This window comes from Hypnocyclicus thermotrophus (genome assembly GCF_004365575.1).
Lineage (GTDB): Bacteria > Fusobacteriota > Fusobacteriia > Fusobacteriales > Fusobacteriaceae > Hypnocyclicus > Hypnocyclicus thermotrophus.
The window spans coordinates 191,656-212,803 of sequence record NZ_SOBG01000004.1 but is presented as its reverse complement, the minus strand read 5'-3'; the positions used below and the strand labels follow the sequence as shown (position 1 = coordinate 212,803).

General features: G+C 24.0%; 21 protein-coding genes and 2 tRNA genes. 21 read left to right on the top strand and 2 right to left on the bottom strand.

The genetic code is table 11. The features are described 5' to 3' along the window. The first annotated feature begins 2 nt into the window (after positions 1-2). The 19 genes from EV215_RS05820 (at position 3) to EV215_RS05735 (ending at position 14,948) form a co-directional block, all read left to right on the top strand. Positions 3-1,112, top strand: a complete 1,110-nt coding sequence (locus tag EV215_RS05820) for a two-component system sensor histidine kinase NtrB (protein ID WP_134113059.1) — start codon at positions 3-5, stop codon at positions 1,110-1,112. An 80-nt stretch (positions 1,113-1,192) separates the two neighbouring features. Continuing rightward, a complete protein-coding gene (locus EV215_RS05815; RefSeq protein ID WP_134113058.1) occupies positions 1,193-1,612 on the top strand; it encodes a Fur family transcriptional regulator in 420 nt (139 codons plus the stop codon). An 80-nt stretch (positions 1,613-1,692) separates the two neighbouring features. Beyond that, positions 1,693-2,082, top strand: coding sequence for a desulfoferrodoxin (locus tag EV215_RS05810; protein WP_134113057.1), 390 nt, complete (start codon positions 1,693-1,695; stop codon positions 2,080-2,082). Positions 2,083-2,099: 17 nt separating this feature from the next. After that, positions 2,100-2,627, top strand: a complete 528-nt coding sequence (locus tag EV215_RS05805) for a ferritin (RefSeq protein WP_134113056.1) — start codon at positions 2,100-2,102, stop codon at positions 2,625-2,627. 24 nt (positions 2,628-2,651) lie between these two features. Next, positions 2,652-3,227 carry a rubrerythrin gene (gene rbr / locus EV215_RS05800; protein ID WP_134113055.1) on the top strand — a complete coding sequence of 192 codons (576 nt, stop codon included), beginning with the start codon at positions 2,652-2,654 and terminating at the stop codon, positions 3,225-3,227. 44 nt (positions 3,228-3,271) lie between these two features. Continuing rightward, positions 3,272-3,430 carry a rubredoxin gene (gene rd / locus EV215_RS05795; protein WP_134113054.1) on the top strand — a complete coding sequence of 53 codons (159 nt, stop codon included), beginning with the start codon at positions 3,272-3,274 and terminating at the stop codon, positions 3,428-3,430. A gap of 73 nt (positions 3,431-3,503) precedes the next feature. Further along, the gene (locus EV215_RS05790; RefSeq protein WP_134113053.1) at positions 3,504-4,244 is read left to right on the top strand and encodes a lytic transglycosylase domain-containing protein; all 741 of its coding nucleotides are present in this window, start codon (positions 3,504-3,506) and stop codon (positions 4,242-4,244) included. 63 nt (positions 4,245-4,307) lie between these two features. Then, positions 4,308-4,395, top strand: a tRNA-Leu gene (locus tag EV215_RS05785). Positions 4,396-4,399: 4 nt separating this feature from the next. Next, a tRNA-Met gene (locus EV215_RS05780) sits at positions 4,400-4,476 on the top strand. 150 nt (positions 4,477-4,626) lie between these two features. Next, a complete protein-coding gene (locus EV215_RS05775) occupies positions 4,627-6,366 on the top strand; it encodes an ABC transporter ATP-binding protein (RefSeq protein WP_134113052.1) in 1,740 nt (579 codons plus the stop codon). Beyond that, on the top strand, positions 6,366-7,118 hold the full coding sequence (locus EV215_RS05770) for a glycosyltransferase family 2 protein (protein ID WP_134113051.1): 753 nt from the start codon (positions 6,366-6,368) through the stop codon (positions 7,116-7,118). The genes EV215_RS05775 and EV215_RS05770 overlap by 1 nt, the downstream gene beginning before the upstream one ends. Positions 7,119-7,120: 2 nt before the next feature. After that, positions 7,121-8,215: a glycosyltransferase gene (locus tag EV215_RS05765; RefSeq protein WP_134113050.1), complete on the top strand. Its 1,095-nt coding sequence runs from the start codon at positions 7,121-7,123 to the stop codon at positions 8,213-8,215. A gap of 8 nt (positions 8,216-8,223) precedes the next feature. Further along, positions 8,224-8,349: a hypothetical protein gene (locus tag EV215_RS10680; protein ID WP_306767452.1), complete on the top strand. Its 126-nt coding sequence runs from the start codon at positions 8,224-8,226 to the stop codon at positions 8,347-8,349. Between the two features lie 27 nt (positions 8,350-8,376). After that, positions 8,377-10,359, top strand: a complete 1,983-nt coding sequence (locus EV215_RS05760) for an O-antigen ligase family protein (protein ID WP_134113049.1) — start codon at positions 8,377-8,379, stop codon at positions 10,357-10,359. A 14-nt stretch (positions 10,360-10,373) separates the two neighbouring features. After that, a complete protein-coding gene (locus EV215_RS05755; protein WP_134113048.1) occupies positions 10,374-11,330 on the top strand; it encodes a glycosyltransferase family protein in 957 nt (318 codons plus the stop codon). A 13-nt stretch (positions 11,331-11,343) separates the two neighbouring features. Continuing rightward, on the top strand, positions 11,344-12,045 hold the full coding sequence (locus tag EV215_RS05750) for a protein kinase family protein (RefSeq protein WP_134113047.1): 702 nt from the start codon (positions 11,344-11,346) through the stop codon (positions 12,043-12,045). Positions 12,046-12,055: 10 nt separating this feature from the next. Then, on the top strand, positions 12,056-12,841 hold the full coding sequence (locus EV215_RS05745) for a phosphatase PAP2 family protein (protein ID WP_134113046.1): 786 nt from the start codon (positions 12,056-12,058) through the stop codon (positions 12,839-12,841). A gap of 84 nt (positions 12,842-12,925) precedes the next feature. Next, positions 12,926-13,945 (top strand): lipopolysaccharide heptosyltransferase II, encoded by a 1,020-nt coding sequence (gene waaF / locus EV215_RS05740; RefSeq protein ID WP_134113045.1) that lies wholly within the window; start codon positions 12,926-12,928, stop codon positions 13,943-13,945. Continuing rightward, entirely contained in the window at positions 13,935-14,948 is a 1,014-nt protein-coding gene (locus tag EV215_RS05735; protein WP_134113120.1) for a glycosyltransferase family 9 protein, read from the top strand. The genes waaF and EV215_RS05735 overlap by 11 nt, the downstream gene beginning before the upstream one ends. Before the next feature lie 45 nt (positions 14,949-14,993). On the opposite strand, the gene galE is transcribed toward EV215_RS05735, so the two are convergent. Then, complete coding sequence (gene galE, locus EV215_RS05730) at positions 14,994-16,004, bottom strand: UDP-glucose 4-epimerase GalE (protein ID WP_134113044.1); 1,011 nt, start codon at positions 16,002-16,004, stop codon at positions 14,994-14,996. Positions 16,005-16,174: 170 nt separating this feature from the next. Continuing rightward, complete coding sequence (rpmB, locus tag EV215_RS05725; protein WP_134113043.1) at positions 16,175-16,429, bottom strand: 50S ribosomal protein L28; 255 nt, start codon at positions 16,427-16,429, stop codon at positions 16,175-16,177. A 191-nt stretch (positions 16,430-16,620) separates the two neighbouring features. Between rpmB and EV215_RS05720 the strand changes: the two genes are divergently transcribed. Both EV215_RS05720 and EV215_RS05715 read left to right on the top strand, forming a co-directional pair. After that, on the top strand, positions 16,621-18,963 hold the full coding sequence (locus tag EV215_RS05720) for an endonuclease MutS2 (protein ID WP_134113042.1): 2,343 nt from the start codon (positions 16,621-16,623) through the stop codon (positions 18,961-18,963). A gap of 16 nt (positions 18,964-18,979) precedes the next feature. Further along, positions 18,980-21,094 carry a cell division protein FtsA gene (locus tag EV215_RS05715; RefSeq protein WP_134113041.1) on the top strand — a complete coding sequence of 705 codons (2,115 nt, stop codon included), beginning with the start codon at positions 18,980-18,982 and terminating at the stop codon, positions 21,092-21,094. Positions 21,095-21,148: the final 54 nt, after the last annotated feature.

Genomic DNA, 21,148 nt, shown 5'->3' with positions numbered 1-21,148 from the left:
AAATGAGTATTGTTACAGAATTGGAAAAAGAATTTGAAAAAGCACCTATTTTTAGAGCTATATTAGATTCTTTGCCAGAAATGATATTTATTTTTGATAATAAAGGAAGACTTACAAAAGTAAATGCAAAAGTGCAGATTTTTTTAAAACAAAATAAAGAAATAATTTTTTCTGATGAATCTGGTAAAGAAGTAGAGTGTAAACTAGATGTAGAAATAGAAGATGATAATCCTTTAATTAGAGATTGCTTTATTAGAAATATAGTAAAAGAAGTAAGACAAACTAAAAAAGCTATCTATAATAGACAAGGATATCTAAATATATTTTTAACTAATAAAACTAAAAAAATAAAGATTTTATTAAACGCCCTTCCATTTAGATTTGAAAATAGCGACTATGTTATAGTAACAATTAGAGATGTACAAAATATAAAAAAATATGAAGAACAGCATATAAAAGATATGCATAAATTTTCTGTAATAGGTGAATCAGTATCTACTATTGTACATGATTTAAAAAATCCACTTACAGGTCTTGCAGGATATTTAGAACTTTTAAAAATGACAGATTCAAAAGAGAAAAAAGAATTATTTTATGAAAAAATGGAACAAGGAATAGATAGATTAAAAACAATGCTTCAAGATATATTAAATATTGCTGCAGGAATTAATGATATGATATTAGATAAGACTTATATTAATGTAAAAGAGTTGTTTTTAGATGTAATAAATTTATTAAATATAGAACATTTAGTAAAATTAAAAATAGATGAAAATATATATGTATATGGAGATAGGGATAAATTACATAATGTTTTTTGGAATATTTTAAAAAATGCAGAAGAAGCTCTTCCACATGGAGAGGGAGAAATAAAGGTAGAAGTTATTGAATATGATAAAACCTTAAAAATTATAATATCTGACACAGGAAAAGGAATACCAGAAGAGATAAAAGATGAATTATTTACATTAGGAGCAACTTTTGGAAAAAGTAAAGGAACAGGTTTTGGATTAGCGAGTGTAAAAAAAATAATAGATGCACATAATGGTAGAATAAGATTTGAATCACTTACTAATAAAGGAACAACATTTTATATTCGACTTCCTAAATAAAGTATTGACAAACTTCATTTTTTATAGTATTATCATAATTGAAATGATTACAAATTTAAAAAACGAAAGAGGCGGTAATCATGGGAATAGTTATTGAAAATATTAGTGAATATTTAAAAAGTCACGGTATTAAACCATCATATCAAAGAATTAAGATTTTTGAGTATTTAGTAAAGAATAAAAATCATCCTACAGTAGATATGATATATAAAGCTATTATTGAGGAAATACCGACATTATCAAAAACCACAGTATATAATACTTTAAATCTATTTATTGAAAAAAAGATTGCTATAATGATAGTAATAGAGGAAAACGAAACTAGATATGATGCAGATGTAGATTTACATGCACATTTTAAATGTGAGAATTGTGGAGAAGTAAAAGATATTGAAATTTCTCCAGAAAAAGCTGATATTCTAGAATTAAATGGTTATCAAGTAAATGAACACCATATATATTTTAAAGGAATATGCAGTGAATGCTTAAAAAAAAGATAAAATTTTTTTATCTTTTTTTAAAGGAAAATTATTTTTTTATGGTATATAAGAAATAGAAATTTTATTTAGGAGGTAAAAGAATGGCAAAATTATTAGGTATTTATAAATGTAATCTTTGTGGAAATATAGTAGAAGTATTAAAAGCAGGTCAAGGAGATCTTGTTTGTTGTGGACAAGAAATGGAGTTTTTAGAAGAAAAAACGGCTGATTCATCTACAGAAAAACATGTACCATTTATAGAAGAAATAGAAGATGGATATGTAGTAAGAGTAGGTGAAAATACAGCGCATCCAATGACGGAAGAACACTATATAACAATGATTGAACTTGTTGTAGATGGAAAAGTTTATAGAAAAAATTTAACGCCAAATGATAAACCAGAAGCAAAATTCATAGTAGAAAAATCTAATGAAGTATTATATGCGAGAGAATATTGTAATCTACATGGGTTATGGAAAGGATTAAAATAACTATTAGGGGGCAGTAAATGTTAAAAGAAAAAGTTTTAAATGCTTTAAATGAAGAATTAAATAAAGAATTTTATTCTGCATATCTTTATTTAGGAATGTCATCTTATTTTGAAGCTCGTGATTTACCAGGATTTGCTAATTTTATGAGAGTTCAATGGGAAGAAGAGATGTCTCATGCTATGAGAATTTATACTTATATAAATGAAGTAGGTGGGAAAGTAAGATTAAAAACTATAAACGCTGTAGAAAAAGAATGGAATGATGTAATAGAGGTGTTTGAAGATATTTATAAACATGAATGTTTTATTACTGAAAGTATAAACGAAGTTCTTTTTTTAGCGCAACAAGAAAAAGATTATGCTACAATGAATATGTTACAATGGTTTATAAGTGAACAAGTTGAAGAAGAAGCAAATATGCTTAAAATTTTGAATCAATTAAAATTAATTAATGGAGAAGGAACAGGATTATTTATGATTGATAGAGAACTTGGTCAAAGAGTAGCTCAAGTACCATTGAATTCATCTACAATTCAAAATAATTAATAGAAATAAGGGGGGACAGGTAGTATGTCAATTAAAGGAACTAAAACAGAAAAGAATTTATTAAAAGCTTTTGCTGGAGAATCACAAGCAAGAAATAGATATACTTATTTTGCAAGTGTGGCAAAAAAAGAAGGTTATGAACAAATATCAGCTATATTTCAAGAAACTGCTGAAAATGAAAAAGAACATGCTAAAAGATTTTTTAAATTTTTAGAATCTGGAGAAGGTGTAGAAATTACAGCTATGTATCCAGCAGGTAAAATAGGAACAACTGTTGAAAATTTAAAAGCAGCAGCAGCAGGTGAAAACGAAGAATGGACAGAATTATATCCAGCATTCGCTGATGAAGCAGAGGCAGAAGGATTTAAAGATGTAGCAACTGCATTTAGAATGATAGCAAAAGTAGAAAAAGAACATGAAGAAAGATATAGAAAATTAGCTGAAAATATAGAAAATGACGAAGTGTTTAAAAAATCAGAAGTAACAAGATGGAAATGTAGAAATTGTGGATATGTACACGAAGGTGAATTTGCACCTGAAAAATGTCCAGCATGTTTACATCCAAAATCATATTTTGAAATAAAAGAAAAAAATTATTAATTTTATATAAAAAACAATATAATAATAACTAGGAGGAGATAATTATGAAAAAATACGTTTGTGTAGTTTGTGGATATGTATATGATCCTGAAATTGGAGATGCTGATGCAGGAATAGAACCAGGAACTTCATTTGAAGCTTTACCAGAAGATTGGGTATGCCCAGTGTGTGCTGTAGGTAAAGATCAATTTGAAGAAGCTTAAATAGATTTTAAACCCGGTATTGTATCCGGGTTTTTACTTTTTAAATAAACCACTAAGTGTGGGGGGATAAAATATGAAATTTGTTAAAAAAAATGAAAAAAATATAGTATTTGAAATAGGTTTTAGTAAATTTTCTTTTATTACACTTGTTCTAATTATTGTATTGGGAGTATTTTTAGTTATTTCTGAAATTGCACAAAGAAATAGAGAAATAGAAAAACATAGAAAAAATATAGAAAAATTACAAAATGAAATAATAGAAAAATTAGAAATTATAGAAGAGAAAAATAGAATAATAAATAAAAAAGATGAAGAAATAGAAGATCTGAAAGAATATAAGAATATTTTAGATGCTGTAAAAGAACTTAGTTATAATAAACTTGATAAAAAAGAACAATTAAAATTGTCTAGAGCAATATATGATACAAGTCAAAAATATAGATATGATTGGAGGATTCCAGTAGCATTTATAATGACAGAAAGTAGTTTTAGGGCAAATATTATATCTGGAGATCCTTCATATGGACTTATGCAAATAAAATACACTACTGCAAAAGCTATCGCAAAAAAAATGGGTGAAGATGTAAAAAATAAAAAAGAACTTTTTGATGTAGAAAAAAATGTAGAAATAGGAACTACCTATCTTTTAGAGCAGATAATGTATTTTAAAGATATAAAAAAAGCTATAATTGCATATAATTTAGGACCAACTAAAACAAAAAGATTAGAAAAAAAATATGGTGATTTTGAAACAGAATATTTAAAAAAAATATATAAAAATTATAATTACTTAAAAAATAAATATAAAACTTAAAAAAAGTATTGACATATTAATTAGTTTAATATATAATTAATCTTGTCTTTTGAGAAATGAGACGCCTGGGTGGCGGAATAGGTAGACGCACAGGACTTAAAATCCTGTGGACATTTTGTCCGTGCGGGTTCGATTCCCGCCCTAGGCACCATTTTGCCGATGTAGCTCAGTTGGCTAGAGCATACGGTTCATACCCGTAGTGTCGGAGGTTCGACTCCTCTCGTCGGCACCAATTTAACAATATCCATATAGTACTTATACCCCCTTTTTAAGGCTATATGATAAATTTTTTATGCCAAGCATTTGCTTGGCATTTTTTATTTATTGAAAAAAGATATTAACTTTGTTATAATTATATGTAATTTAAAAATAGAGGTGAAAAATGAAAAATAGAATATCAAAACTAATTTCTTATGCAAAACCGTTTATACTTTCAATAATAGCTACAATAATATTATCTATTTTAGTTTCTATAACTAATGCATATCCTGTAAAAATAATGAAAAATATTACAGATGATGTACTTATTGCAAAAGATTTGAAAAAACTTCAATTTGTAGTAATAGGAATAATTTTATTAATGCTTGCAAAAGGAGTTTTTAATTATTATAGAATATATTTACAAAACTATATTTCTGGTAAAATGGTAAGAAATATGAGAAACGAACTTTATGAAAAAGTAATCTATATGTCACATGATTTTTTTAATAAATCAAAAATAGGTGACCTTATAACTAGGTTTATATCAGATCTTACAATGGTTCAAAATGTAGTTACGTTATCATTTGAGTTAGTTGTACAATTACTAACTATAATTATTCTTTTAGGAAATGTTTTTTTGTTAAATTGGAAATTAAGTATTATATGTCTTGTATTAATTCCTGCAAGTAGTGGTATAGTAAGAAAATATAGTAAAAAATTACAAAACACTGGTAAAGGAATGCAAGAAAGTTTTTCGAAACTTAATAGTTTACTGCAAGAAATATTAAATGGTATAAATATTATAAAAAGTTTTGCTACAGAAGTATATGAAATAGATAGATTTAGAGAAAAAAATGATGAAAATTATAGATTAACATTAAAAAATGTAAAAGTTAATGCAAGAGTAAGACCACTTGTAGAGTTTACAAGTACTTTAGGAGTAGCAATAATAGCATATTATGGTGGATTATTAGTAATAAATGGTGAAATGACACCAGGAGAACTTATGTCATTTTTAACATCTTTAGGTTTAATTAGTGAACCATTAAAAAGTGTTGCTGATAAAATAAGTGCTATTCAAACAAGACGTCATTCTATAAATAGAGTATTTGAAGTACTTGAAAGCAATGAATTTATTAAAGAACAAAAACATGCTAAAAAATTAAAAAAAGTAAAAGGAAAAGTAAGTATAAAAGAATTATGGTTTAAATATAATGAAAAAGAAGATTATGTTTTAAAAAATATTAATTTAGACGTTAATCCAGGTGAGATGATAGCTTTAGTAGGAAAAAGTGGCAGCGGGAAAACAACATTAGTAAATTTACTTCCTAGATTTTATGATATAAAAAAAGGTGAGATATTAATAGATGATGTTAGTATTAAAGATATTAAAATTGAATCACTTAGAAAAAATATAGGAATTGTACCACAAGAAACTTTTTTATTTTCAGGAACGATTTATGATAATATTTCATATGGTAGTATCCATAAGACAACTAAAAAAGATATAATAAAAGCAGCTAAAATGGCAAATGCATATAATTTTATAATGGAGTTTCCAAATGGATTTGATACTGAAATAGGAGAAAAAGGAGTTAGATTAAGTGGAGGACAAAAACAAAGAATAGCTATAGCAAGAGCATTGCTTGAAAATCCACCAATATTAATACTTGATGAAGCGACAAGTGCATTAGATACTGAATCTGAAAAAATAGTACAAGATGCATTAGATAAACTTATGGAAAATAGAACAAGCTTTGTAATAGCTCATAGGTTATCTACTATTTTAAGTGCAGATAAAATAGTTGTAATGGAAAATGGGGAAGTTAAAGAAGTGGGAAAAAAAGATGAATTACTTGCTAAAAATGGTATATTTAAAAAACTATATGACACTCAATTTAAAGAAGTTAAGGAGAAATAATGGGATTATCTGTAGGAATTATTACATTTAATGAAGAAAAGAAAATAGAAAAAACCTTGAAGGCTATAAAAAGTATAGCAGATGAAATAATTATAGTTGATAGTTATAGTATAGATAAAACTGTAGAAATAGCTAAAAAATATAATGCGAAAGTTTTTATTGAAAAGTGGAAAGGGTTTGGAAAACAAAAAAATAGTGTAATAGAAAAATGTAATAATGAGTGGATTTTGATTATTGATGCAGATGAAGTAGTTTCAGAAGAACTAGCAAATAAAATAAAAACAATAATTTTTAATAAAAATAATGAATATGACGTATATAAAATAAATAGATGTAGTATTTGCTTTGGAAAAGAGATAAAATACGGTGGATGGAGTAATGATTATGTAGTTAGATTATTTAAAAAAGGGAAAGCTAAGCTTGATGATGCCATTATACATGAAAGTTTTTTAACAGAAGAAAAAATCGGAAAAATCAAAGAAAAATTATATCACTATACTTATTTAAGTTTAGAAGAATATTTTAATAAATTTAATAGTTATACTACTAAAGGTGCAATAAAAAGAAAAGAAAAAGGTAAAAAAGCTTCAATTTCTACAATAATATTTAATCCTTTTTTTAAATTTTTTAAAATGTATATATTAAAATTAGGTTTTTTAGATGGTTTTTATGGTTTTATATTAGCTATGTTAGCTTATATATATAATTTTGTAATACAAGTAAAATTATACATGTTAAAGGATGATAAATAATAATGAGTAAAAATATATGTTTTGTAAACAGTAATAAAATTTGGGGTGGAGGAGAAAAATGGCATTTTGAAACTTCTAGCTATTTATCACAAAATGAAAAATATAATATATTTTTTATATGTAATCCAAAAGGAATATTAAAAAAAAAATTATTAAATTTCAATATAAATCTATTTGAAATAAATATAAAAAATCTTAGTTTTTTAAATATTTTTAAGGTTTTATTGATATATTATTTTTTAAAAAAAAATAATATTGAAATAGTAATAATTAATCAATCAAATGATCTAAAATTAGTCGCTACTGCAGCAAGATTAGCAAATGTAAATAAAATAATATATAGAAGAGGAAGTGCTATTCCTTTAAAAAATAGTTTTTTAAATAGATATATATTTAAAAATTTAGTTGATATAGTTATAGCAAATTCAATTGAAACTAAAAAAACATTAAATAAAAATCAAAATATTGTAAGTGAAAATAAAATAAAAGTAATATATAATGGAATAAAAATAGATAATATTTTAAAATTAGATTCAAAATTAGATTTGCGAAAAGAATACAATATTGATAAAAATAAAATAGTGATTGCAAATATAGGAAGATTAACAAAACAAAAAGGACACAAATATTTATTTGAATCTATAAAAAAATTAAAAAATAAAAATTTAGATTTTATAGTTTTAATTATTGGGGATGGAGAATTAAAAGAGGAATTAGAACTTCTTACAAAAAAATTAAATATAGAAAATTATATAAAATTTGTTGGATTTAAAGAAGACATATATGAAATATTAAAACAAGTTGATTTTTTAGTGCATACAGCACTTTGGGAAGGATTTGGTTATGTATTAGTTGAAAGTTTTGCATGTGGAAAACCGGTAGTAGCTACAAATATAAGCAATATCCCAGAAATTGTAATAACTGAAAAATACGGATATTTAGCAGAATCAGAAAACATAAATGATATTACAAATAAAATCATAAAAATGATAGAAACTTATAAGAAATTTGATAAGGAATTACTTATAGAAAAAGCTAGAGAATTTGACTTTTATAAACAAATAAAAGAATTAGAAAGAATACTTGATTTAAGTTAGAAGTTAAAATGCAAATAAAGGCTTATATTATTCATGTACAAGGTAATAAGGAAAGAGAAGAATATATTTTAGACGGGAATATTGAAGAGTTAAATTATGAATTTTATACAAAATTTATATATTTATTTAGATAACTAAATATAAAAATAAAGAGGTGCATTATGAAAAATTTAGAATTAAATAAGAGTTTTTCGAATAGTTTAATAAAAATAGGAACAATAATATTATATGTATTTATTTTATCAATTTTTTCATCAAAAGCATTATCAAATATAACAGCAAGTTTATTGCTGATCACTACAATTATATATATATTAATAAATAAATTTAATATAAAAATAATATCAATAGCAAAGTTTGGAATAATTTTATACTTATTAGGATTTGTTATTAATATATTTAATCAAGGTGGATATCCAAATTATTTAGGAAAATATTATTATTTTTTAGTTCCTTTTGTAGTTTATTTATATATAGATATAAAAAATATAAAAAAAATTATTTATTTTTTAGAAATTGGATTGTTAATAAATTTAATATATGGTTTTTTTACATTTAAAAATATAAATCAGAGATTTATGGGTTTTTTTGGACCTGGAAGAGAAGGAGATATATTAGTATTTGTATTAATTTTTAACTTTTCTTTAATTATATTTAAAACATATAACCATATAAAAACATTAAATTATTTGATTTTTATAAATACTATATTAAGTTTTATAGGATTATTATTAACAAAATCAAGAGGTTCTTGGATAGGTTTTTTTGTAGCAATAATAATTTTTATTTTATTATCAAAAAATAAAAAAGTATTATTAATATTTATATTAAGTTTAAGTTTAGTAGTTATAGGAGATTATACTTTAAATAATCAAAGAATAGTAAGTAGAATAAAAAGTATATCTAATACAAAAACAGATATATCAAATATATCAAGACTTCAAATGTGGAATATAGCAAAAGGTGTTATTGCTGAAGATTTATTTATTGGAGCAGGTAGAAAAAATATACCTATTAAAATGAAAGAATATTATTATAGGCAAAATAAAGAGTTTCAAGAGGAAAACAAATATGGAATAAAATTTGGAACAAATGTACACAATAATTTTTTACAGATATTAATAGATTTGGGTCTAATCTTTTTTATTTTATTTATTATATTCATTCTTTATATAACTAATAGTATTTTTAATAGAATAAAAAGTGAAAATATAGAACAAAAATCTATAGAAATAGGTATTTTATCTGGAATTGTAGGATTTTATTTTACTCAAATATTTCATACTGAGTTTTTTACACATGGTGCTTATCTCTTTTATTTTTTTATAACGTTGGCTTATATTTTTAAAGAAGAGGAAAAAATTAAAGTTTCTTTAGTAGTAAGTGTTTATAAAAATATTGATTATTTAGATTTAATATTTATGTCTTTAGAAAAACAGGTTTATAAAAATTTTGAGGTAATTGTAGCTGAAGATAACGATTCTCAAGAGATGAAAGATTTTATTAAAAAATCTCAAGAGAAATATAATTTTGAAATTAAACATGTCAACCAAGAAGATAAAGGATTTAGAAAAAATAAAATTTTAAATAAAGCTATAAAAAAAGCCGAAGGTAGTTATGTAATTTTTATTGATGGTGATTGTGTTTTACATAATAAATTTATTTATCAATATGTAAAAAATATAAAAGAAAATTATGTATTATTCGGAAGAAGAACACATATTAGTGAAAAATTAACGAAAAAAGTAGTGAAAACAAAAAATATTTCTCTTTTATCTTTACCGGTAATATTATTTACTGATTGTAAAAGAAAAGAAGAAGCATTTTATATCCCATTTATTACTTCAAGAAGAAAAAGTGGAGTTTATGGATGTAATTTTATGGTGAGTAAAAAAGACTTATATGAAGTAAATGGATTTGATGAAGAATATGAAGGGCCATATTATGGTGAGGATAAAGATCTCGAAACTAGGCTTCGATTAAAAGGAGTAAAATTTAATTGTATAAAAAGAAAAGTAATACAATATCATTTATATCATGAAAAAGTTGATAGAGAAGAAAAATATAAAAAAAATAAAAAGATATATGAAAGAAAAATTAAAGAAGAAAAATATTATTGTGATCTAGGAATTAAAAAAAATTAAAAGGAGATAAGTATATGTTAATTAGTGGTTTTAGTATGATAAAAAATGCCTCGAAACTTTATTATCCAATAAAAGAGGCAGTTATGTCAATTTTACCTATTGTAGATGAATTTGTAATTGCAATTGGTGATTGTGATGAAGGTGATAATACTAGAGAATTAATTGAAAGCATTGGCTCTGATAAAATCAAAATAATTGATACTGTTTGGGATTTAGAAAAATATCCAAATGGAATGGAAAATGCACATCAAACAGATATAGCTAAAAAAGCTTGTAGTGGAGAATGGCTTTTTTATTTACAAGCAGATGAAGTAGTACACGAAAAGTATTTAGATACAATAGTTAATGCATGTAAAAAATATAAAGATGATAAAAATATTGAAGGTTTTTTATTTAAATATAAGCATTTTTGGGGAGACTATGACCATTATCATATTTCTCATGGATGGTATCCTAAAGAAATAAGAATAATAAGAAATAATCCTGAAATACATTCTTGGGAATCTGCTCAATCTTTTAGAAGAATTCCTAATTTTGATGAAATAAATTATAGACAACAGGAAGGAACTTATAAACTAAAAGTTATAGAAATTGATGCATATATTTATCACTATGGATGGGTAAGACCACCACAATATATGCAAGCTAAAAAACAAGCTTTAGATACTGTACATAAAGGATCTAAAAAAGTAGCAGAAATTTATAAAAATGCTCCTAAAGAATTTGATTATGGACCTTTAAATAAATTAGCTGTATTTAAAGAAAGTCATCCAAAAGTAATGAAAAAATGGATAGAAAAGTTTGATTGGAAAGATAAATTACAATATTCAGGGAAACCAAATCCTTATAGAAAAAAACATAAACATGAAAAATTAAAATATAAAATATTAACTTTTGTAGAACAAAAAATATTAGGTGGAAAACAATTAGGAGGATTTAGAAACTATATTCTTTTAAAAAAAGAGAAATAGGAGTTTTATTTAGATGGAAAATTATAAAATAAAAATATATAATTTTACAGAAAAAAAATATACGATTGAAGAATTAGAAAAAATATATAATATAAAAGGTAAAGTTTTAAAAGATTCAACAAGAAGTATTGTAAAATTATTAACGTATGATAATAAAAATCTGATATTAAAGATACCAGTAGAAAAAAATAAAAGGAAATGGATTAGATTTTTAACATTATTTAGAAAAAGTGAAGTTTTAAAAAATCTTAAAAGTATGGAAATTTTACTTGAAAATGGAATAAAAACTAATATACCTATAGCTTGTGTAGAATATAAAAAATTTGGTATGGTATTTAACTCATATATGATATATGAATTTATGGAAGGTGAAGTTGTAGGAAAAGAAGATGCAAAAGAGGTAATAGAATTATTAAAAAAAATCCATAGTTTAGGATATTTACATAATGATACTCAAAAAAGAAATTTTTTAAAAAATAAAAAAGAAATAATTACTATAGATACGAGTTTGAAAAAAAAGAATATATTTATTTCTAAAATTTTAGAAAACATAGAATATATAAAATTTTCTGTAGATATTTCAGAAGCATATAATTATATTGAAACAGATAAAATTTCTTTTAAATTAGCTAAATTTTTTTATGAAGTTTTTAAGTTAAAAAGAAAAATTAGTAAAATAATAAAAAAAACGATAAATAAATTAATAAATAAATAGGAGTTTAAATATGAAAAATAAAGAGAATCAATTTATGTTAATTGTTTTTCCGATAATATTAGCAATCTTACTTACTATACCCTTTTACATGACCAATTTAGATATATTATGGCAAAAATTATTTTATAAAGAGGGTAAATGGTATTTAGATAATTTAAAAATTGTAAAATTTTTTTACAACTATGGACCTATTCCAGGAATATTATCAGCTTTAATAGGATTATTTGTTTATATTCTTAGTTTTTTAATATATTCATTTAGGGATTATAGAAAAATATCTTTATTTGTATTTTTATATATGTTATTGGGCTCTGGTATAATTGTAAATATGATATTTAAAGAGTATTGGGGGAGACCTAGACCACGTCAAATAGTAGAATTTGGTGGTGAAGCTAAATATATACCGCCTGTAAAAAAAGGAAAACTTGTATTTACTGAAAAAACTGAAAAAATGTTAGAAACAAAACAAGGTGCTATTGGATGGGATAAATTTAGAGATTTATATAAAATAAAAGGAAAATATAATTCTTTTCCAGCAGGTCATGCATCAGTAGGATTTTTTATGATGTTTCCATTTTTTTATATAAAAAAGAGAAAAACTAGATTATTTTGGTTATATTTTGGTATTATTTATGGATTTATTATGGGGATAGGAAGAAATATACAAGGGGGACATTTTTTAAGTGATGTAATTTGGGCTGGATTTATAATGTATTTTACAGGAATAGTACTCTATTATATATTTGGGTTTAATAAATCAGTATTATATAATAAGAAAAATAAAATTAGATTATAGAGATAAGTTTTATATTTATAGATTTAAATAATATTATATTTTTTTATGTATACTAAATAAAAATATAAAAAATGAGGTAATTAGATGAAAAAAATACTTATTTTTCATACAGCATTTATTGGAGATATTGTTTTATCAACTCCTTTAATAAAAAAAATAAAAAGTTTATATAATTGTAAAATAGATTATGTAACAACAAAAGCAGGGAGTTTAATTTTACAAAATAATCCTTATTTAGATAACATTTTTATATATGATAAAAAAGGAAAAGATAAAGGAATAAAAGGGGCTTTTAATTTAGTAAAAAAATTGAGAAAAGAAAACTATGATATAGCTTTTGTACCTCATAGATATTTAAGAAGTTCTTTGATAGTTTTTTTTAGTAAAATACCTGTAAGAATAGGTTATAAAAATAGTGAAGGGAAAATATTTTTAAATAAACTAATAGAATATAGAAAAGATTTGCATGAAGTAGATAGGTTATTACAATTAGTTCAAGGAATAAATGCTGATATATTAGAAAAAAAAATAGAACTTTTTCCAAATAAAAATAATCAAAAAAAAATAGATGAAATTTTTGAAAAAAACAACATAAAAAATCAAAAAATAATAGTGATTGCACCTGGAAGCAAATGGTATACTAAGATGTGGCCTACAGAATATTTTAATGAAGTTATAAAAAGATTAGAAAATATAGAAAATTTAAAAGTTATATTAATTGGTGGAAAAGATGAAGAGAAATTAAAATTGATACAAACAAAAAATAGTGTCAATTTAATTGGAAAAACATCTTTATTAGATCTTGCAGAAATAATGAAAAGAGCTGATATAGTGCTTACGAATGATAGTTCACCTATACATATAGCTAGTGCTTTTGAAAAGCCATATATATTTGCAATATTTGGAGCAACAGTAAAAGAACTTGGATTTTATCCGTATAGTAAAACTTCTGAAATTATTGAAAATAAAGGATTGTATTGTAGACCTTGTGGACTTCATGGGGGAAATAATTGTCCAGAAGGACATTTTAAATGTATGAAACAGATAAAACCAGACTATGTATATGAAAAAATTGTAAAGAAACTTGGAGAAAATAATGGATAGAAAAAAAGTATTAATTATTAGATTTAGTTCAATAGGAGATGTGATACTTACAACTCCAATTTTAACTGAGATAAAAAAAAAATACCCGAATTGGGATATTGATTTTATTGTAATGGATAAATTTAAAGATGCAATTACTTATAATTCAAATATTAATAAATTAATAATATTTGAAAAAGATAAATATAAAGGAAAAAATGGAATACAAAAGTTTATAAAAGAGAAATTAAAAGGTGAATATGATCTAATAATAGATTTACACAATAAATTTCGTTCAATATATATATCAAAACTTTTAAAAGCTAGAGATAAATGCGAAGTACTAACTTATAAAAAACGAAAATGGTGGAAATCATTATTAGTTAAAATGAGATTAATAAAATATAAAGTTGATAATACAATTATAAAAAATTACTTTAAACCTTTAGAAAAATATCAAATTTATTATAATGGTGAAAATATAGAATTTAATTTTTTAAAAGAACATTTAGAAAAAATAAAAAAATTGAAGATAGAAAATTTTGTAGTTTTTGCTCCAGGAGCATCAAAAGAAACTAAAAAATGGCCAAAAGAAAATTTTGCAAGTCTAGCAAAATTAATAAAAAAAGAATATAATTACAATATTATATTAATAGGAAGTAAAGCAGAAGAAAAAGACTTATCTAAAATAAATAAATTAAGTGGTAATATTTGTATAAATTTAGCAGGAAAATTGAATTTAAAAGAGAGTGGTGCTATTATTAGTAAAGCTTATTTTGTAGTTACAAATGATAGTGGTCCTTTTCATATTGCAAGAGGAGTAAAAACAAAAACATTTGTAATATTTGGGCCGACAAGCCCAGGAATGTTTGAATATGATAAAAATTCTATACTTTTATATGAAAATGAAGAATGTTCTCCATGTTCGTTGCATGGAGATAAAAAATGTCCTAAAAAACATTTTAAATGTATGAAAAATTTAACAGCAGATAAAGTATTTAAAATAATAAAAAAATCCTCTTAAATTATTATGAGGATTTTTTTATTAAAATATTTATTTTATATTAAATTAATTATATCCATTTGGGTTATTTTTTTGCCAATTCCAAGTATCTCTACACATATCATCTATATTATAATGTGCTTCCCAATTGAGATCTATTTTAGCTTTTGTAGGATCAGCATAACAGCTAGCAATATCTCCAGGACGTCTATTAACAATTTCATAATCAATTTTTATACCACTAGCTTTTTCAAATGATTTTATCATTTCAAGAACACTAGTACCATTACCAGTTCCTAAATTATATGTAACTAAACCAGGATTAGTAATTAATTTTTCAATAGCTTTTATATGACCTAGAGCTAAATCGACAACATGTATATAATCTCTAACACCTGTACCGTCTATAGTATCGTAATCATTTCCAAAAACTCTTAATTTTTTTAATTTTCCTATGGCAACTTGAGAAATATATGGCAGCAAATTATTAGGAATGCCGTTAGGATCTTCGCCAATTTTTCCACTTTTATGAGCACCAATAGGATTGAAATATCTAAGTAAAGCGACATTAAAATCTTTATTAGCTAAAGAAAAATCTCTAAGAATATCTTCTATCATAAGTTTTGTTCTTCCATATGGATTTGTTGCATTTAAATTTGCTGTTTCAGGAATAGGGACTATTTCAGGGTCGCCATAAACCGTAGCAGAAGAACTAAAAACTAAATTATTTACATTATATTTTTTCATGAATTCAATAAGATTTAATGTAGAAATTAAATTATTTTGATAATATTTTAATGGAATAGTTACAGATTCCCCAACTGCTTTAAGCCCAGCAAAATGGATTACTCCATCAATTTTTTCATTAATAAATATTTTTTCAAAATTTTTATAATCACACATATCAATGTTATATATTTTAAAATCTTTATTAGTAATTTCTTTAACTCTATTTAAAGCTTCCATTTTACTATTGATAAAATTATCAACAACAATAATTTCGTATCCTTTATTAAGTAACTCAATACATGTATGACTACCTATATAACCAGCACCACCAGTAACTAAAATTCTCATAAAAATCCCCTTTCATTATAAATTCTTTTATAATTATATCATTATTAAAAAGAAAATTCTATAATAAAAAAAATATTATTTATAAAAAAAGAATAGTATTTTTTGTTGTTTTGAAATTTTCAAAAAATAAAAAAAAGACAGTTATGCACCGACTGTCTTTTTTTATTAAATTATTTAACTAATTCAGCTAATCTTGGAGATAAAGTTTTTTTATTTTGTTTTAAATATTTTACAGTTTCAGCATCATTTAAAGTTTTTAAAGTTTTTAAAACTTTAGTTGAAACTTTAACTTTTAAAGTAACTCCATTGATAGATAATTTAGTAGTTTGTAAATTTGGTTTCCAAATTCTTTTTGTAACTCTATGTGAGTGAGAAATTTGGTTTCCTGTAACAGTTCCTTTTCCTGTAACTTCGCATACTCTCATTAATTTCACCTCCTAAAGAAATTCCGAATAATATTTTATCATAACTCTAAAAAAAAAGCAAGAAAAATAAACTGTAAAAAATAAAAAAATATTGAAAAATATAAAAAAGAATAGAGTTTTAATAATAGAAAAATTAGATTTTATATGATATAATTAAAAGAAATTATTTATTTTATTATGTGGGAGGCAAGATGAATACTCATACATTTAATGTACTTGAATATGACAAACTGAAAAAGGAAATTATAAAATATTCTATATTAGATACAACAAAATTGAAAATAGAAGAACTTACACCATTTAAAGATATTAATGTTATAAAAAAAGAACTTTTATATGTATCAGAAGTAGTAGAAATAGAAAAATATGATGAAGGTATTGATTTATCTGGAATAAATGATATTGAAAAATACATAAAAAGAATAGAATTAATAGGAACGTATTTAATACCAGAAGAATTTGTATCTATTAAAAAGACTCTTAGAGCATTTAGAAGAGTAAAAACTAAATTAGAAAATTTAGAATCAAAATATAGAAACCTTTATATGAAATTTAGAGATGTTCCTGTATATAAAGGATTAGAGGATATTATAGAAAAAGCAATTGATGATAGTTGCGAGGTGAAAGATGACGCTTCTTTAGAACTTAGAAATATTAGAGAGCAAAAGAAAAATATATCACTTAATATAAAAAATAAATTTGATGATATAATATCTAATCCACTTAATGCAAAGGCTATACAAGAAAAAATTATTACAGAAAGAGAAGGAAGAATGGTTATTCCAATAAAAGCTGATTTTAAAGGGCAGATAAAGGGAATAGAACATGATAGGTCAGCTAGTGGACAAACAGTATTTATTGAACCATTATCAGTTGTTTCATTAAATAATAAAATGAGAGAATTACAGGTAAGAGAAAGAGAAGAGATAAAAAAAATCTTACTTAGAACAACAGATATGCTTAGAATGAACAAAGAAGGAATTTTAAAAATTTCTGATGCAATAGTAGATATTGATTTTATCTATTCAAAAGCAAGGTATGCATTGGAAATAAATGCTATAATGCCAAAAATTATCGAAAAAGAGTATTTAAAACTTATAGAGGCAAGACATCCATTCATTGAAAAAGATAAAGTTGTTCCTCTTACTTTTGAAATAGGAAAAAATTATAATACATTGCTTATTACAGGACCAAATACAGGTGGAAAAACAGTAGCATTAAAGACCGCAGGTCTTCATACACTTATGGCACTTAGTGGAATATTGATACCAGTAAATGAAAAAACTGAAATTGGAATGTTTACAGGAGTATATGCTGATATAGGAGATGAACAAAGTATAGAACAAAGTTTATCATCATTTTCAGCACATTTGAAAAATGTACATGATATTTTAGAAAATATTAATAAATCTAGTTTAGTATTATTAGATGAACTAGGTTCTGGAACAGATCCAATTGAAGGTTCAGCTTTTGCAATGGCAGTAATAGATTATTTAAAGTCTAAAAAAGTGAAATCATTTATAACGACACACTATAGTGAAGTAAAAGCTTATGCATTTAATGAAGAAAATGTAGAAACAGCTTCTATGGAATTTGATGCAAATACATTATCACCTACTTATAGACTATTACTTGGAATACCCGGTGAAAGTAATGCACTAAAAATCGCGACTAGACTAGGATTACCAACAGAAATAATAGAAAGGGCAGAAAAATATATTAGTGAAGAAGATAAAAAAGTAGAAAATATGATAGCTAATATAAAAGAAAAAACAGAAGAAATAGAAAACGCAAAAGTAGAGATAGAAGAGTTAAAAAAAGAGTCGGAAAAATTAAAAAAAGAATATGAAGAAAAAGTGATAGAACTAGAAAAAGAAAAAAATAGTATTTTAAAAGAAGCTTATGAAAATGCTGATAAAATGATAAAAGAAGCTCAAAATAAAGCAAAAGCATTAATTGATAAAATAAAAAAAGATGAATTGAAAAAAGAAGAATTAAAAGCAACGGAAAAAAGTTTAAACATGCTTCGTCAAAATATAAGAGAAGAGAAAACTAAAAATGTAAAAATAGAAAAGAAAATTAAAATAAATCTTGATTTAAAAATAGGAGAAAAAGTATTTATAAAAAGTTTAAATCAAGATGGAATAGTACTCAAAGATTATCCAAATAAAGAAAAAGCTCAAATACAAGCTGGAATTCTAAAACTTATGGTTAATTATGATGATATAAAAAAATCAGAGCAAATAGATAAGCAAAAATATATTAGAGTAAATAATGTAAAAAAATCCAATGTTAAATCCGAAGTAGATCTTCGAGGTAAAATGTTAGAAGATGCTATATATGATCTTGAGAAATATTTAGATGATGCAATACTAAATGGATATAAAGAAGTGTATGTAATACATGGAAAAGGGACAGGAGTATTAAGAAAAGGAGTACATGAATATTTAAGGACAGCTAGTTTTGTAGAAAGTTTTAAAATAGCAGACCAAAATCAAGGTGGTTATGGATGTACAGTTGTGACACTAAAATAAAAAGGGGTGTTAGATTTTGAAAAAAGTTTATGCACTGGATGTAGGTACTAGAAATGTAGTACTTTTACTTGCAGAATACACAGAAGAGGATAAAATAAAAATAATAGATATGGTTTCTAAAGAGCATGAAAGTAGGGCGATGCTTGATGGACAAATACATGATATATCAAAAGTAGCTAAAACAGTAAAAATATTAAAAGATACTATGGAAGATAAAACAAAAGAAAAAATAGAAGAAGTAGCAGTAGCAGTAGCGGGACGTAATCTTATTACATTTAGAGGAAAAGCTAAAAAATCTTTTGATTCAAGTGAAGAACTATCCGAAGATGATATATTGACAGTAGAATTATTAGCTATCCAAAATACAATAAAATCATTAGGAAATGAAAATAATAAAGAGTATTATTGTGTAGGTTATAGTGTGATAGAATATAAGTTAGATGGAGTAGAAATAAAAAATCCATTATATCAAAAAGGTGAAGAATTAGAAATAGAACTTTTAGCTACATTTTTACCAAAAGTAGTAGTGGATAGTATGTATACAATGTTAAATAAAGTAGATTTAGGAATAGAAAATCTTACATTAGAGCCTATTGCCGCAATTAATGTAGTAGTACCTGAAGATATGAGAAAACTCAATATAGCGCTTGTAGATATTGGAGCAGGTACATCGGATATAGCCATAACAAAATCTGGGAAAGTGGTAGGTTATGGAATGGTACCTATGGCTGGAGATGAAATTACAGAAAAAATAGAAGAAGATTATTTATTAGATTTTGAGGAAGCAGAAAGAATAAAAAAATCTTTAAAAGATAATGAAATAGTTAAATATCAAGATATATTAGGTATAGAATATGAAATAACAACAAAAGAAATTTTTGAAAAAATAGATCCTATCCTTGAAAAATTAAGTTTAAAAATATCAGAGAAAATTTTAGAATTAAATGAAGGAGCCCCTCAAGCAATAATTTTGATAGGAGGAGGTTCTCTTATACCAAAACTTAGAGAAAAAATAGCTGAAAAAGTTTCACTTGTAGCTGGAAGAGTAGCAGTAAGAGGAACTGAAGCAATTAAGTCTCTTGTAAATAGTGAAAATATGTTAAGTACAGCAGAATATGTAACCCCTATTGGTATAGCAAATATGGCTTTTCAAGGAAAAGAATTTAATATTTTAACTATTTCTATAAATAAAGTATCTCATAGAGTATTTTCTTTTACAAAACATATGTCTTTAATGGAAGTATTATTATCAATAGGATATGATACAAAATTACTTTATAGTAAGCCAGGAAATGCAATAACAGTTACAATAAATGGGAAATTAGAGATATTTAAAGGTGAGATGGGAAAAAGAGCTGTAATAAAAGTAAATAATAAATTTGCTAGTCTTGATAAAGAGATAAAAGATGGTGATACTATAGAGATAAAGCCAATTCGTGATGGTAGAGATGCAGTGGTTTCTATAAAAGACTTAAAAAAGAAATATGATAAAATAAAATTTAAACTTAATGATAAAACAAAAGAAATAGATATAAAAATATTAAAAGATGGCAAAAGTTTAGATGATAAATATCTTATTCAAGATAGAGATGAGTTAGAAATACTAAATAAAATAATGGTAAAAGATGTTATTTCTGAAAGTTTAGAGAAAACAATAAAAATTATATTAAATGGTAAAGAATTAGAAATGATAATTCCTGGTTTAAAAATATATAAAGATGAAGAAGAAATAACACCAAATTATATTATTCAAAACGGAGATAATATAAGAATAGAAAAAAATGAATTAGGAAATATGAAAATAAAAGATATTTTAGAGGAAACAGATAACAAATTTAAAGTCATTGTAAATGAAAAAGAGATAATTTTTGATGAATTGAAAAAATCTATTATTTTAAATGGAAAAGTAGTGTCAAGTGATAGAGAAATAAAAGATGGAGATAAAATAGATTTTGATATTCCAGAAGAAAATCTACCTCTTGTATCAGATGTATTTAAATATTATGATCCTAAAACATTATTAAATGATCATGAAAGTGGAAAATTATTAAAAATTATTGTAAACTCTAAAGAAGCAGAATTTACAACTAAGATTAAAAATGGTGATGTTATAAATTTTTATTATAAATAGAAAAAGAATTAAAATTAAATAGTGATTTTATTTTGTTAAAAGTTATGTGCTTTG